Annotated in this window: 14 protein-coding genes and 1 tRNA gene; 4 read left to right on the forward strand and 11 right to left on the reverse strand. The window is 36.9% G+C overall.

What is annotated here, in order from left to right; all coding sequences use genetic code 11:
* Positions 1–60: 60 nt before the first annotated feature.
* Entirely contained in the window at positions 61–1,602 is a 1,542-nt protein-coding gene (locus tag SNE38_RS01565; RefSeq protein WP_336045755.1) for a PucR family transcriptional regulator, read from the reverse strand.
* 125 nt (positions 1,603–1,727) lie between these two features.
* Here SNE38_RS01565 and SNE38_RS01570 point away from each other — a divergent pair, with 125 nt between their 5' ends.
* Both SNE38_RS01570 and SNE38_RS01575 read left to right on the forward strand, forming a co-directional pair.
* Entirely contained in the window at positions 1,728–2,975 is a 1,248-nt protein-coding gene (locus SNE38_RS01570) for a Zn-dependent hydrolase (RefSeq protein WP_336045756.1), read from the forward strand.
* A 177-nt stretch (positions 2,976–3,152) separates the two neighbouring features.
* Positions 3,153–3,410, forward strand: a complete 258-nt coding sequence (locus SNE38_RS01575; protein WP_225223827.1) for a Parvovirus coat protein VP1-like protein — start codon at positions 3,153–3,155, stop codon at positions 3,408–3,410.
* A gap of 154 nt (positions 3,411–3,564) precedes the next feature.
* Here the strand turns inward: SNE38_RS01575 and SNE38_RS01580 are convergent, their stop codons facing one another.
* The 4 genes from SNE38_RS01580 to SNE38_RS01595 all read right to left on the reverse strand — a co-directional run bounded on the left by SNE38_RS01580 (position 3,565) and on the right by SNE38_RS01595 (position 6,732).
* A complete protein-coding gene (locus tag SNE38_RS01580) occupies positions 3,565–4,350 on the reverse strand; it encodes a basic amino acid ABC transporter substrate-binding protein (RefSeq protein ID WP_191704380.1) in 786 nt (261 codons plus the stop codon).
* A 147-nt stretch (positions 4,351–4,497) separates the two neighbouring features.
* A complete protein-coding gene (locus SNE38_RS01585; protein WP_191704381.1) occupies positions 4,498–5,220 on the reverse strand; it encodes an amino acid ABC transporter ATP-binding protein in 723 nt (240 codons plus the stop codon).
* A complete protein-coding gene (locus SNE38_RS01590) occupies positions 5,221–5,922 on the reverse strand; it encodes an amino acid ABC transporter permease (protein WP_191704382.1) in 702 nt (233 codons plus the stop codon).
* A gap of 30 nt (positions 5,923–5,952) precedes the next feature.
* A complete protein-coding gene (locus SNE38_RS01595) occupies positions 5,953–6,732 on the reverse strand; it encodes a basic amino acid ABC transporter substrate-binding protein (protein WP_336045757.1) in 780 nt (259 codons plus the stop codon).
* A 722-nt stretch (positions 6,733–7,454) separates the two neighbouring features.
* Here SNE38_RS01595 and SNE38_RS01600 point away from each other — a divergent pair.
* Positions 7,455–8,060, forward strand: a complete 606-nt coding sequence (locus tag SNE38_RS01600) for a hypothetical protein (protein WP_191704384.1) — start codon at positions 7,455–7,457, stop codon at positions 8,058–8,060.
* A gap of 637 nt (positions 8,061–8,697) precedes the next feature.
* Here the strand turns inward: SNE38_RS01600 and SNE38_RS01605 are convergent.
* Positions 8,698–8,769 (reverse strand) — tRNA-Arg (locus SNE38_RS01605).
* A 186-nt stretch (positions 8,770–8,955) separates the two neighbouring features.
* Here SNE38_RS01605 and clpP point away from each other — a divergent pair.
* Complete coding sequence (gene clpP, locus SNE38_RS01610; RefSeq protein ID WP_191704385.1) at positions 8,956–9,549, forward strand: ATP-dependent Clp endopeptidase proteolytic subunit ClpP; 594 nt, start codon at positions 8,956–8,958, stop codon at positions 9,547–9,549.
* A 380-nt stretch (positions 9,550–9,929) separates the two neighbouring features.
* On the opposite strand, the gene SNE38_RS01615 is transcribed toward clpP, so the two are convergent.
* The 5 genes from SNE38_RS01615 to SNE38_RS01635 form a co-directional block, all read right to left on the reverse strand.
* Positions 9,930–10,187, reverse strand: a complete 258-nt coding sequence (locus tag SNE38_RS01615; protein WP_191699537.1) for an HPr family phosphocarrier protein — start codon at positions 10,185–10,187, stop codon at positions 9,930–9,932.
* Between the two features lie 178 nt (positions 10,188–10,365).
* Positions 10,366–11,307 (reverse strand): DNA-binding protein WhiA, encoded by a 942-nt coding sequence (gene whiA / locus SNE38_RS01620; protein WP_191704386.1) that lies wholly within the window; start codon positions 11,305–11,307, stop codon positions 10,366–10,368.
* Between the two features lie 49 nt (positions 11,308–11,356).
* A complete protein-coding gene (locus tag SNE38_RS01625; RefSeq protein WP_191704387.1) occupies positions 11,357–12,331 on the reverse strand; it encodes a gluconeogenesis factor YvcK family protein in 975 nt (324 codons plus the stop codon).
* A 4-nt stretch (positions 12,332–12,335) separates the two neighbouring features.
* Positions 12,336–13,226, reverse strand: coding sequence for an RNase adapter RapZ (rapZ, locus tag SNE38_RS01630; protein ID WP_191699533.1), 891 nt, complete (start codon positions 13,224–13,226; stop codon positions 12,336–12,338).
* A 5-nt stretch (positions 13,227–13,231) separates the two neighbouring features.
* Positions 13,232–13,702 (reverse strand): NUDIX hydrolase, encoded by a 471-nt coding sequence (locus SNE38_RS01635; protein WP_336045758.1) that lies wholly within the window; start codon positions 13,700–13,702, stop codon positions 13,232–13,234.
* Positions 13,703–13,810: the final 108 nt, after the last annotated feature.

The raw sequence follows: 13,810 nt of genomic DNA on the forward strand, positions 1-13,810 counted from the left end.
TAGGTTAGGATGGTGTCTATGTAGAACGATCCCCCGGGAAAAAACGTCACATCCGCAAGATTAGGTGACTTTCATCCCCTCATAATAATTATGCTTTGTCATCAATAACATGAGTTCCAAACATAAACGATTTTCATAATTCATAAAATCACTACCAATAATCTGCTCCACCTTTTCAAGACGGTGATACAGCGTTTGACGCACAATAAATAATTTTTCGGCTGTTTCCTTTTTCAATCCATTGCACTGAAAAAAGATATCTAATGTTTGAATTAAGTTCGTATTGTGCTTGCTGTCGTAATGACTCAACATATCAATCTTTTCCTTGGCGGCCTGCATTAAACTATTGTTATTTTGTAAAACCTTTACCATATGATAAAGAAGCAGTTCATCATAGAAATAGGAAAGCTCCATATTCTTCATCCGTATTTGAAGCGTCTCTTGTGCAGTTTGATAGCTTTCCTTCAATTCATTGTAATGGGAAACATATTTGCCTACCGCAATGAGCGTATCTAGCCTGTACTGATTGATAAGTTCATTCATAGCTCGCTTCATTCGCTCTTTATACGTATCTGCCTGTCCTAAATCATTCAGTATAAATATTAAATACTGGGACTGCTCCACGATAAAAGTGTAAAAGCCCTCCTTTTGCAGAGCCTGACGGAGATTCATTTTATAATTAGTCAAATCCTGTATAATATTTTTTCTTCGCATCTGATGAATCATAACCATCCAACCGCTTTTCTTTAACTTTTGGTCTGATTCTTCAATAAAATAAAGCATTTCATCATCGCTGTTTTTGCCTTCCAGCCATTTCTCGAAAAATTTCCGATTTTCACTTTCAAGCTTTTCTTCAATATATAAATCTCTTAAGACAAACTGAGACAATGTAACGACTGTACGATCCAAAATTAATAAATCCAATTCTGTTATTTCCCTTTTCTCAGAATAGATATGAACCGTTCCATACACTTGGTCAAATAAAGTCATTTCAAGACTTGCTTTATTCTTACTGCTTAGACTATTAATGTAATATTTATAATTTTCAATCTTTTTATCTGGGATTGCGAGGCTTGTTCCTTTATTTACCTCAAAGTAAGTATTCACATTTAAATACTTTTGCATGTACTGCAGAATTTTCGCTTTGTCATTTACCTTCAAAACATAGTTGTTTATTTTTTGGGAATAATCCTCCAGCTGCCTCAATATATCGTATTGCTGATGGATAATTGCTGTATGCAAATCCTGCGTAATTCCTATAAACGGCACGATTTCTTGAAAAACGATAAGAGGAAAATCCAGACTATTCGCTAAATTTACGACACTTTCCGGTACGACCTGAATATACATCCCGAGTTCAATGCACAGTCCTGCTACTTCCAAATCGCTAAGCTGTTGGACAAAATTTAAAAACCCTTGCTCGTTGTCCTTTAAAATAACGCCCGTTGTTAAAATAAGCTCATTCCCTTTAATTAGCTGCTTCACATCGATAACTTCCAATATATGAATCCATTTTATAGCATGATTTAAACCTGTTTGACCTGCAACAACTTTGGCAGATTCAAAGTATTTTCGATTTAGAACTTCTCTTACAGTTATCATAGGCAGCCTCCTCTAATTAACAATTCGTCCATACAATTATTGTATCATTTTACATTAGGTATATATTAATTTGTTATATAAAAATGCTAATGTATATATATTAATGGAATAAAGGGGGACTCCTAATGTTAAAAACCAATCGCGAACGACTAAAAAACAGTATTGAGTTATTCAGTAAATTTGGAGCTACGGAAAATAACGGTGTCACACGTTTAAGTCTTTCCCATGAGGATATTCTGGCGCGCAACAAATTGAAGGAAACTTGCGAACAGCTAGGAATGATTGTCACGACCGATGATATGGGTACAATGTACGCAACACTTCCAGGCAAATCAAACAATTTACCGATTGTGATGGGCTCACATTTGGATTCCGTTATTAAAGGTGGACGCTTTGATGGCGTTCTAGGTGTTTTAACTGCTTTAGAGGCAGTCCAAACAATAATTGATTCCGGACTAGAACTGAACCACCCTCTAACAATCGTGAACTTCACAAACGAGGAAGGCGCACGCTTTGAGCCTTCGTTAATGGCTTCTGGCGTTCTTTCTGGAAAGTTCGAAAAGGAAAAGATGCTCGCTTCCACAGACGTAGAAGGCGTAACCTTTGAACAAGCCCTAAAAGAAAGCGGCTATGAAGGTGATATGGCAAACCGTCTAACAGATGCTCATGCCTATTTAGAGCTTCATATTGAGCAAGGCCCCGTACTGGAACACTATGAAACTGAAATCGGCATAGTTGAAGGTGTGCTTGGCATGGTCTGCTATGACATCACTTTGACTGGTGAATCGAATCATGCTGGGACGACCCCTATTTCAATGCGTAAAGATAGTATGTTTGCCGCAATGCAAATTATTTCAATCCTGCAGAACAAACTAAAACAGCTCCCTGATGATCTTGTTTACACAATCGGACGCATTAATGCCTATCCGAATATTCATACAGTCATTCCAAACAAAGTAACATTCTCGTTAGAATCCCGCCATCAAGACCCTTCTGTTATCGCGCAAGTAGAACAAATCATTTTTGACCTACCAAAGGAAATAGAAAATTGTCAGCTTAGCTATTCGAAATTATGGAGCCGCGATACTGTTCATTTTGCACCGGAAGTTGTGGGTGCTGTAGCAGCAAGCGCTGATGACTTAGGCTATTCAAGCCGACATATGTATAGCGGTGCCGGCCATGACGCCCAATTTATTGCCGGGTATATTCCTTCCACAATGATTTTCGTTCCAAGCGCAAACGGCTATAGCCACCGTGAAGATGAGTACACTTCATTTGAGGAATGCTCAAAGGGTGCCGATGTCCTTGTAAATGCCGTTTTGAAGGTTGCAGAAAGTTCCGTTTTGCCCGTAAATTCCGTGAGTATGAAATGATTGATTTTACTTTTATAAAGAGAGGCTGCACGAACGCCTCTCACCTATCCATCTTTTACTATTTTCCGGCAAAGTCCTATGCATTGTTTTCACCTAGTTATAAATAGATTAGCCCTTCCCTTCTTATATAGGAGAACATACTATATGTTAACTATTAAAAGAAGGGAGATTAAAATAATGAGACGTCAAATCGGTTTCTGTTACCCTGGTTACCGATACTGCGGACCAGGGTGTTCCGGTCCCGGTGCACCAACAAATGCAGTAGATAACTGTTGCCTGCACCATGATGCATGCTATTACTATGGATACGATAAACGATATTGCGATGCGCTATTCCAGCATTGCTTAAGTCAATACAAATATGCTCCCACTAAAATGGGGAAAGACGCAAGATTATTCTCCAAAGCCATCCATATTAAAAATAATCTTCTATAGCGATAAAAAATAGGCATGAAACCACTTGTTACAAGGTTTCATGCCTAATCTTCTATAAAAAAACTAAATTTGGGACATAGGCTCAGGCCGTGCCCCCGGAAAGCGTTCCCGTAACCGAAATCAATTCTGACGGAAGTGGAAAATGTTTTCCCTCTTAGTCAATCTTCTGTCCTGTAATTTCTTCAAGCTTACCGTTTTCTTTAATTTTCTTTAAGCCTTCATTTAAGTGATTCAATAGCTCAGTGTTCCCCTTTTTCACCATGAAGCCGTAATATTCTTTTTCAAACTGATCCGATTCAATCGCTTTTAAGCCGGAATTCGGATTGTTCTTTAAATACTCTAATACTACTGCATTATCACCGATTGCTGCCGCTGCTGCACCATTAATTACTTCTTGGAAGGCAACTGGCTGGTTTTCGTACGCTAAAGTTTTTGAGCTCGTTTTACCTTGCAGTTTTTTTGCCGCTTCATGACCTGTTGTATTAATTTGTACAGAGATTTTTTCATCTTTTAACTCATCCAGTGTTGTAATTGGTGAATCTTCTTTTACGACAATCATTAATGTCGCTTCGTAATATGGATCTGTGAAATCAAATGTTTGTTTACGATCATCTGTAATTGTAATTCCTGATGCCCCTAAATCCAACTCACCATTCTTTAGCTGTTGGAATACCGGCTCCCAACCGACATTTCTAAATTCGATTTCCGAGCCCATCTCTTCACCGATTGCATTCATAATATCTACGTCGATCCCTACAATTTCCCCTTTATCATTCATCGATTCAAACGGTGCAAAAGTAGCTTCCGTGCCGACTAATAGTTTGGAAAAATTCCCTTCCGCATCTGCACCAGAAGTTTCTTTATCCCCAGTACCACACGCAGTTAAAACTATTGATAATGCCACTAGCAGCATCATTGTTAACCATTTTTTATTCGACATTGTAAATCCCCCTATACATTTTATGTTATAATTATACATTTATTGAATATAGTAATACAACATTTATTTTGAATTTTCCGATATTTTGTATTAAAAAAACTATCTTCACTATATTTTAATATAGTAAAAGATAGCTTTTTTCTATCTCTATAATACTTTCCCTAAAAATGCTTTCGTACGTTCATTTTGTGGATTGCCGAATACGTCTTCCGGATGACCCTGTTCTACAATATATCCGCCATCCATGAACAGTACTCGGTCACCTACTTCGCGTGCAAAGCCCATTTCATGTGTGACAACAACCATCGTCATACCTTCTTTGGCAAGGTTTTTCATTACTTCTAAAACCTCTTTAACCATTTCAGGGTCCAGCGCTGAGGTTGGCTCATCAAATAGCATTACTTTTGGCTTCATTGCTAAAGCACGTGCAATTGCAACACGCTGTTGTTGACCGCCTGATAATTGCTGTGGGTAATTATCCGCTTTTTCACGCAATCCAACTTTATCTAAAAGCTCCATTGCCAATTGCTCAGCATCTTGTTTGTTCAAGTTTCGAATTTGCATTGGCGCCATCGTAATATTATCAATAACCGACATATGCGGGAACAAGTTAAACTGCTGGAATACCATCCCTACTTCCGTTCGGATTTCGTTAATATTTGTTTTTGGATCATTAATTTGGACACCATTAATATAAATCGCGCCATCTGTAACTTCTTCCAGTAAATTCATGCATCGGAGAAATGTCGACTTACCCGATCCAGAAGGTCCAATAACACAGACTACTTCTTTTTCCTGCACTTCATAATCAATTCCCTTTAACACTTCGAGCTTGCCAAAATGCTTGTGTAAGTTTTCTACTTTAATCATTTACGCCCGCTCCTTTTTCTTACGTGGGTTGTAATTGATATCGACCCGTTTTTCGATAAATGCAACGAGCTTCGTTACGGCGTATGTTAATACAAGATATAAGAACGCTGCAAATAAATATGGCTCCCAGAAACGCTGATACGTTCCGGCAACGACTTTACTCACGTATAATATTTCTGCACCGGCAATAACCGTTACAAGAGATGAATCTTTCAATAATGCAATAAATTCATTCCCCAATGGTGGAATCATACGACGGAATGCTTGAGGTAAAATGACTTTACGCATCGCCTGAGAGTGTGTTAAACCTAAAGACCTTGCTGCTTCCATTTGCCCTTTGTCTATTGATTGAATCCCTGCACGGAAAATTTCCGCATTGTATGCCGCGCTATTTAAAATTAATCCAACGATACCCGATACCCACCAACCTTGTGATGAACCAAAAATAGTTGGAATAACAGCTAAGTGAATTAATAATAATTGCACTAGCAATGGTGTACCACGGAATACGTCTACATAAATTTTAGCCGGCCAATAAATCAATTTTTTTTTCGAAACTTGGCCTAACCCTAAAAGCAGACCGAAAATGATACCACCAATATAACCACATGCTGTTAAAACAATAGTCGCCCAAAGTCCTTTTGCATATAGCTCACGGTAGTTCCAGATAATTTCCCAACGGAAAAAATCAAAAAACTCCATCTGAAACCCTCCAATAAATTAAAATATTGCTTATTCGATTTCTGTACCTGTAATTTCAGCTAACTTGCCATTAGCTTTAATCTTTTGCAGACCTTCATTTAAAATATTTAACAACTCTGTATTACCTTTTTTCACCATGAAACCAAAGTAATCCTTTTCAAATGAATCGTCTTCGATTGCTTTTAAACCTGAATCAGGATTGTTTTCTAAGTATTCCAAAATGACAGCATTATCCCCGATTGCTGCATCTGATGCACCTGTTAATACTTCTGTCAGTGCAATTGAAAAGTTTTCATACGCTAAAATGTTTGAGCTTGCGATTCCTTGTAGGTCCTGAGCTGCCTTATGACCTGTCGTATTAAGCTGTACTGAAATCTTTTTGTCTTTAATATCTTCCAAAGAGGCAATTGTCGAACCTTCTTTTGTCACGATTAACAATGTTGCTTCATAATACGGATCTGTGAAGTCATATGATTGTTTACGTTCATCTGTAATCGTAATTGCTGCTGCACCCATATCAATTTCACCGTTTGTCACTTGGCTCATCATTGAGTCCCAACCTACATTTTTAATTTCTGTTTCAATGCCCATCTCTTCACCAATGGCAGCTAAAATATCAGCATCTAAGCCTACTACATTCCCTTTATCATCTAAATACTCAAAAGGAGCGTATGTCGCTTCCGTACCGGCTACGATTTTTGTATATTCTTTATCCCCTGTAGATGTTTTTTCATCTGCACCACATGCTGTTAATATCATTGAAGCTGCTGCCAAAGGAGCTGCCCATTTAAATAATTTTCTAGCGTTCATTATGAATATCCTCCTGGATTTTTAAGTTTTTTAATTAATATCTTGTTCAATTATATTAATTCCCCAATTAATATACAACATTTAATTTTTAAAAAAATGATTATTATTGCAGTATGATGAATTTTTATAACAAAAATGATAAGAAATCTGCATATCTTTTAATATTTATTCATTAAATTAATATATCATTATTATTTTCAAACCTTCTATGTACTATGGGCACTGTATTTTATTTCCTCTTTTTTTAGAAATTTAGGTTCATCACCATAACATGTGATTGCCTTTCTAATAAAATTTCACTTAATTGATTAGTGGGCTACGGCAAGACAGCGCTAAAGCGTCCGACCAACTTCGAGTGGGCAAAACGCATTGATAGATAGAAAGTGCCTTATTTTTGTTTTAAAAAATAAATCGCCATAAAAAAATAAGTTTTTCATTGCCCTTCTAAAATAACGGGAGATTTTACCGTTATTTGAATGATGTAGCTTGTTTTTGAATAAATAAGGGAACGTTTTACCGTTATTTTAAATAAAATCCTGGAATTTCATGTTTTTTAGGTCAATAACGGAAATCCCTTCCCTTATTTTCACTATTTTTTATGTTATTTTAGAAATAACGGAAATTCATTCCTCTATTTTTCTCATTACGCAATTCAATCAGATTGTGCGACTTTTAAAGGTTTATTAAATTTGTCCTGGTTTTGTAAACATTTTTTGGAGGATATGATGAAGATAAAAAATAAAATACCAGACTATATCGTGTGTATTTTCTTAGGAGTATCCTTAGGTGCAATATCCAAATATTTAGATACAATCGCCATTGTAGATGGGAGTTGGTGGTTAGGTGTTCTAAGTTATTTTGGGGATTTATTCACAAGATTAGGCATCTGGGTATTGATTGCAACATTTATAGCTGCATATAGTAGAACATTTATCAGGTCTGCTATTAATACATTTCTATTTTTTATGGGAATGCTAGTGAGTTATTATATTTATTCAGCTTATTTATTCGGATTTTTCCCGACAAGTTATTTTATACTTTGGGGTACCGTAGCACTTGCCTCTCCTGTGCTTGGAATCATTGTATGGGGGGCTAAAAACAAGAAGCCACTATACTTTGGCTTACCCGCCTTGCCTATGGGGTTAATGTTGAGTCTATCTTTAGGGATGGGTTTGTTTTATATTTCCTTGAATTATATTGAAGAATTAATTATGTATATTATCTTGTGCATAATCTTTTACAAAGATCCTAAACAAATGGTGATAACTATTGTCCTTTCATTTGTAATTGGATTTATTACTGAACAAATAATTCCATTTCATTTTTGAATCTAATTACGTTCTAGCATATTAGGTACACGAATTCGACTACAATCAGGAGCGAATGTGCAGTAAAAATTACTTCTCTTAGAACGGACTTAGCTAGAAAATCTTAATTTTTCAATTTTGGTATCACCAACTTATGGTGATGAACCATAATCCAGGGCAATTCTTTATGCAGTACAAAAAAAGACTACTTAGCGGAAATTTCCCGAAAGTAGTCTTAGAATGTATTATTTTTTTAAGAGAATGAAGGATAAAAGGAACCGGTACAGTGATTCCTTTTATCCTAACAAAAAATCCATCCTCCATTGTAGAGAATTAACTATTATGCTATTTTTCTACAATTGGTATAGAAAAGTATATGAAAACAGTAAAATGGCGTCCTATAGGGACATTATAATATAGTATTGCTTGAACATAACCTTTAATAATTTACTAATTATCCACACTTATTTCAAGTCTAAATTATAAATTTCACTTAAAAATTTCAAATATATTTTAAAAGTACGTTTAATTTATACAGAAATCGGAAATTTATAGTATAGTGCCCAAAAATAAATGTTAAATAATGGCAGTAATAGTGCATATCATCCTATTAAATATAGAATGCCAATACTTAATTATTCATTAATAAAAAAAAAAACGCCCTCGGAGGGAATCGAACCCCCAGCCTCAGAACCGGAATCTGAAGTGTTATCCATTACACCACGAGGACAAAATAAGTATATGTTCAACTTTTCCCATTATACAGATGGTACGCCATATTTTCAATAGCAAAAGTCAGAGTTTATATTTGACCATAACTGACTAATACGTGTATGATAGGTTTACAGCTGAAATGATTTCCATTTTTCAGCATAAGAATTCGAATAAAAAGCTTTAACAAAGGGAGGATTATTCAATGAACTTAATTCCTACAGTTATTGAACAAACAAATCGCGGGGAACGTGCATATGACATTTATTCACGTTTATTAAAAGACCGCATCATTTTATTAGGTAGCGGAATCGATGACAACGTATCAAACTCAATCGTTGCACAGCTACTATTTTTAGAAGCAGAAGATCCAGATAAAGACATCTACCTATACATTAACTCACCAGGTGGTTCAATCACATCAGGTATGGCCATTTATGATACGATGAACTTCATCAAGCCGGATGTTTCAACTATTTGTATCGGTATGGCTGCATCAATGGGTGCTTTCTTACTTTCTGCTGGTGCAAAAGGTAAACGTATTGCATTACCAAATGCAGAAGTGATGATTCACCAACCACTTGGTGGCGCACAAGGTCAAGCAACAGAAATCGAAATCGCAGCAAAACGTATTTTACACTTACGTGAAAAGCTGAATAGAATCATGGCTGAAAACACTGGTCAATCTTTCGAAACATTGTCACGTGATACAGATCGTGATAACTTCATGACTGCCGAGCAAGCGAAAGACTATGGCTTAATCGACAAAATCTATGAGCGTAACCAATTAAAGAAATAATACAGCACGAAGCATGCAGGAGTTTATCCTGTGTGCTTTTTTAGTTTTTAGTGTATTTCATTTCAATTATCCGCTAGGAACTATGCAATAGAATATTTTTATTCCCCACTCGCTCTGGTGACTTTGAAAAGTATTATAATTGGTGACTCCAAAAATTATATTATCCAATTTAATAAGAATAATCGCCACAAAGGTAAGCATATTCGCCACTTTCAATTGAATATTCGCCACTGTGCTTCATTTATTCGTCACTTTCAATCGAATATTCGCCACTCCTCAATAAATATTCGCCACTTTGCACAATGCTTTATGCTCCTCTACTCTGTATATAAAAATAAAGCACAACCTTTTCATCCTGTGAAATGGCTGTGCTTTTCAAGTTAGTTTGCTTTTTCGATTAAAAGCTGAAGAGCGTTAATGGCTTTTTCTTCATCGTGACCATCAGCACATAATGTGACAACCGTTCCTTTTGCCACAGCTAAGCTCATAATTCCCATGATCGATTTTGCATTTACTTTTTTCGTATCCTTTTGTAAAAAGACATCTGCTTTAAAACGATTTGCTTCTTGTACGAATAATGCAGCTTGTCTTGCCTGTAAGCCGGATTTCAGCTTTACTTCTACTTGTTTTTCGATCATCTTGATATACTCCCTTTCACAACCGTTCATCGCTTCTTTTATTTATCTTATCGAAATTATTCGAAAAGAACAATAATAGATTACGGTATTTATGAAATCGCCACCATTATTAACTATACCTTAGCATAAATGGACTTAAATCGTTAGTTTATAAAAAAAACCCGCGCAATCAATGTGGCTAAATCTTTTCCCCACGTCGAATGGCCTCCGCAATATCATCGATTTTACGTAACCGATGATTAACACCCGATTTACTTACAACGCCTGTTGATACCATCTCGCCAAGCTCTTTTAATGTGACATCCTGATATTCCACTCGAAGACGGGCAATTTCCCGTAGTTTTTCGGGTAATTGATCAAGTCCCATTGCATTATCAATATAGCGGATATTTTCAACTTGTCGCAGTGCTGCACCAATTGTCTTATTCAGGTTAGCAGTTTCACAGTTTACGATTCGATTCACACTGTTTCGCATATCTCTTATGATTCGTACATCTTCAAACTTCAGCATTGCCTGAACGGCACCAACTAAATTCATAAAATCCGAAATTTTTTCTGCCTCTTTTAAATAAGTGACATAGCCTTTTTTTCGTTCAATCGTTTTTGCATTGAGATCATAGCGATTCATTAGCTGTGCCAACGCCTCCCCGTGCTCCTTATATAAAGAATAGATTTCCAAATGATAAGAGGAAGTCTCCGGGTTATTGACCGAACCACCTGCTAAAAATGCACCACGTAAATAGGCACGGCGCTCACTGTTTTTCGGAATAATAGTTTTTGAAATCGTATGATTAAATTCAAATGAATTCGATACAATTTCTAAATCATCCAATATTTCACGGGCACCTTCCCGAACACGGCATATATACACATTATTCTTCTTCAGGCGCATCTTTTTCCGCACAAGAAGCTCTACATTATATGGATAGAGCCTTTTTACGATGATATATAGTCGTCGTGCTATTGCAGCATTCTCTGTTTGAACATCCAAGCTTATTTGGCGATTCGCAAAGCTTAAAGAACCATTCATTCGTATAAGGGCGGACACTTCAGCCTTTAAACAACTGTCATTTGCTTCAACCTGTGTAAGCTCTTTTTTTGTTTCCGATGCAAAGGACATGTATGTGCTCCCCCTTTCCTAGCAAACTATGTAGTGATTACATGTAATATTACTGCATCGTTTGTTGTTTTAGTTTTGTATATTCACAAAGCCAATCCGCTAAATTAGTCGCATCATGACGTACTGTTCCATTTTGGATAAGTGCAATTTCTTTTTTAATAATATTGATGCCCATATCTTTTATTCTATCTATATCAAATTTTACGGGCTCAGCATTTTCTTCTCGATAGTTTTCGTAAATTAACGATGGAAGCTCTTTTTCATTAATCAATACCGATTCAATAAACGGCTCGCCTACATGAGTATGAATGGCCTCAATATGCTGCGAGGTTGTATATTTACTCGTCTCACCTTGTTGAGTCATTAAATTGGCTATATAAATTTTTTCACCTTTTGCACGAACGACCGCCTGGCCAATTCCTTTCACTAATAAGTTCGGAATGATGCTCGTATAAAGACTACCTGGTCCAATCAAAATAAAATCCGCGCGTTCAATTGCATGAACCGCAGCGGGTAACGGTTTTAAATTGCTCGGCTCTAAATAAACACGCTTAATTGGAGCATGGCCAGACGGAATTTTTGACTCGCCAATAACGTCTGAACCATCCATTAATTCAGCATGTAAAGTTACTTTTTTATTTGCGGCAGGTATGACTTTCCCGTGCACGTTCAAAACTTTACTCATTTCTGCAATGGCATGGTTAAAATCACCAGTAATTTCCGTTAAAGCTGTTAGCATTAGATTGCCTAGAGAATGTCCGCCCAAGTCATTGGATTGTGAAAAGCGATATTGAAACATTTGCTCAACTAAGGGCTCCACATCCGACAATGCTGCTATTACATTCCGTACATCTCCTGGAGGTGGAATATCATAGTCATCCCGTAAACGCCCAGAAGAGCCACCGTCATCCGCTACCGTAACGATGGCTGTAATATCAAATGCGTGTTGCTTTAAACCTCGTAATATCGTAGAAAGCCCTGTCCCCCCACCGATAACGACAATACGCGTTCTCTTTTTCTTCATTTAATCAATCCTTTCTATGATTGATATCTCTATGTGAAATGATGACTTGGTCATTTTTTGCTAACAGTTTGCCAAAGTATTCAGCGAGCGTTACCGAGCGATGTTGTCCACCTGTACAGCCAAAGGCGATCACTAGCTGTGATTTCCCTTCACTGCGGTAATGCGGAATCATAAATGTAAACAAGTCCGTTAGTTTGGCAATGAGCTGTTGTGTTTCTTCCGTTGCAAGCACATATGAAGAAACCTCTGTCTGAAGTCCTGTTTTATGTCGCAATTCTTCAACATAATAGGGGTTTTTCAAAAAACGTACATCAAACACTAAATCGGCATCGATCGGTAAGCCATGCTTAAAGCCAAATGACATAATATTTAGTGAAAAAGTTGGGCTGCTCATATTCGAAAATTCCTGTGCAATGCGTTCGCGTAACTCCCGTGGTTTCAACTTGGATGTATTTACAATTGTTTTTGCACGGCCTTTTACCTCTGAAAGCAATTCCCGTTCCTGTTGAATTCCTTCCAATGGTAAACCTTGTGTTGCAAGTGGGTGTGAACGACGAGATTCTTTATATCGTCGAACTAAAGTGGCATCGTCGGACTCTAAAAATAAAATCCGGAGTAAAATATCCTCTTCATTCATTAACGCGTCGAGCGATTCGATTAATGACCCAAAAAATTCTCTCCCACGTAAATCCATTACGACGGCGATACGTGAAATTTTCTTTTCCGAATCTTTCATTAGTGCTAAAAAAGTAGTCAAAAGTTCCGGTGGTAAATTATCGACGCAGTAATAGCCTAAATCTTCAAAGCTCTGAACTGCTACCGTTTTGCCCGCCCCTGACATTCCTGTAATAATAACTAATTCATGTGTAAAGCTCGAACTACCCACTTGTTTCATCTCCTCTAGTTTTGTTCTATTGAGTGTTGAATGGTCTCACTTAATAGCTCAAAATCCTCTGTGTACTCAAATGTACCATATTGCATGCCTTTATTGGCTATTGCAAACAATAAATTTGTCCGGTCACCTGCTGCCATCGGAAGTTCGTTTAACTGCTCCACTGGATACCAGTCCAAAATGCCTTCACGTGTTTCAGTAAACGGTGTTCCTTCTACATCAGAAGCAATAAATGTATAGAGCATCCATTCATCGACGACTGTATCTTCATTTTTTATGACCATTGTATAGATGCCTTTTAAATGGACATTTATAGGTTTTAAATTCGTTTCTTCCTGAAATTCACGAACAGCTGATTCATAGATGGATTCTCCCAGCTCCATTTTGCCGCCGGGTGCAACAAACCAACCTCTTCTCGGTTTTTGGAGCAACAGCACTTTGCCGTCTTTTATAGCTAGTAAATTTGTAATACGTTGCATACGTAACACCTCAATTCTTTCATTAGTGGATATAAAACTATATGCTGTCAAGGTAATCCACATAAGTACAGATAGCTCTCACGCTATTGTACGCAAAATCTGTTTTTC

Origin of the sequence: Solibacillus ferritrahens, from assembly GCF_037027585.1 — a bacterium.
Lineage (GTDB): Bacteria > Bacillota > Bacilli > Bacillales_A > Planococcaceae > Solibacillus > Solibacillus ferritrahens.

What these genes read in the sequence shown, in the direction of transcription:
- SNE38_RS01565 (WP_336045755.1), bottom strand. Translation starts at nt 1,602, where the DNA reads ATGATAACTGTAAGAGAAGTTCTAAATCGAAAATACTTTGAATCTGCC.
- SNE38_RS01570 (WP_336045756.1), top strand. Translation starts at nt 1,728, where the DNA reads ATGTTAAAAACCAATCGCGAACGACTAAAAAACAGTATTGAGTTATTC.
- SNE38_RS01575 (WP_225223827.1), top strand. Translation starts at nt 3,153, where the DNA reads ATGAGACGTCAAATCGGTTTCTGTTACCCTGGTTACCGATACTGCGGA.
- SNE38_RS01580 (WP_191704380.1), bottom strand. Translation starts at nt 4,350, where the DNA reads ATGTCGAATAAAAAATGGTTAACAATGATGCTGCTAGTGGCATTATCA.
- SNE38_RS01585 (WP_191704381.1), bottom strand. Translation starts at nt 5,220, where the DNA reads ATGATTAAAGTAGAAAACTTACACAAGCATTTTGGCAAGCTCGAAGTG.
- SNE38_RS01590 (WP_191704382.1), bottom strand. Translation starts at nt 5,922, where the DNA reads ATGGAGTTTTTTGATTTTTTCCGTTGGGAAATTATCTGGAACTACCGT.
- SNE38_RS01595 (WP_336045757.1), bottom strand. Translation starts at nt 6,732, where the DNA reads ATGAACGCTAGAAAATTATTTAAATGGGCAGCTCCTTTGGCAGCAGCT.
- SNE38_RS01600 (WP_191704384.1), top strand. Translation starts at nt 7,455, where the DNA reads ATGATGAAGATAAAAAATAAAATACCAGACTATATCGTGTGTATTTTC.
- clpP (WP_191704385.1), top strand. Translation starts at nt 8,956, where the DNA reads ATGAACTTAATTCCTACAGTTATTGAACAAACAAATCGCGGGGAACGT.
- SNE38_RS01615 (WP_191699537.1), bottom strand. Translation starts at nt 10,187, where the DNA reads ATGATCGAAAAACAAGTAGAAGTAAAGCTGAAATCCGGCTTACAGGCA.
- whiA (WP_191704386.1), bottom strand. Translation starts at nt 11,307, where the DNA reads ATGTCCTTTGCATCGGAAACAAAAAAAGAGCTTACACAGGTTGAAGCA.
- SNE38_RS01625 (WP_191704387.1), bottom strand. Translation starts at nt 12,331, where the DNA reads ATGAAGAAAAAGAGAACGCGTATTGTCGTTATCGGTGGGGGGACAGGG.
- rapZ (WP_191699533.1), bottom strand. Translation starts at nt 13,226, where the DNA reads ATGAAACAAGTGGGTAGTTCGAGCTTTACACATGAATTAGTTATTATT.
- SNE38_RS01635 (WP_336045758.1), bottom strand. Translation starts at nt 13,702, where the DNA reads ATGCAACGTATTACAAATTTACTAGCTATAAAAGACGGCAAAGTGCTG.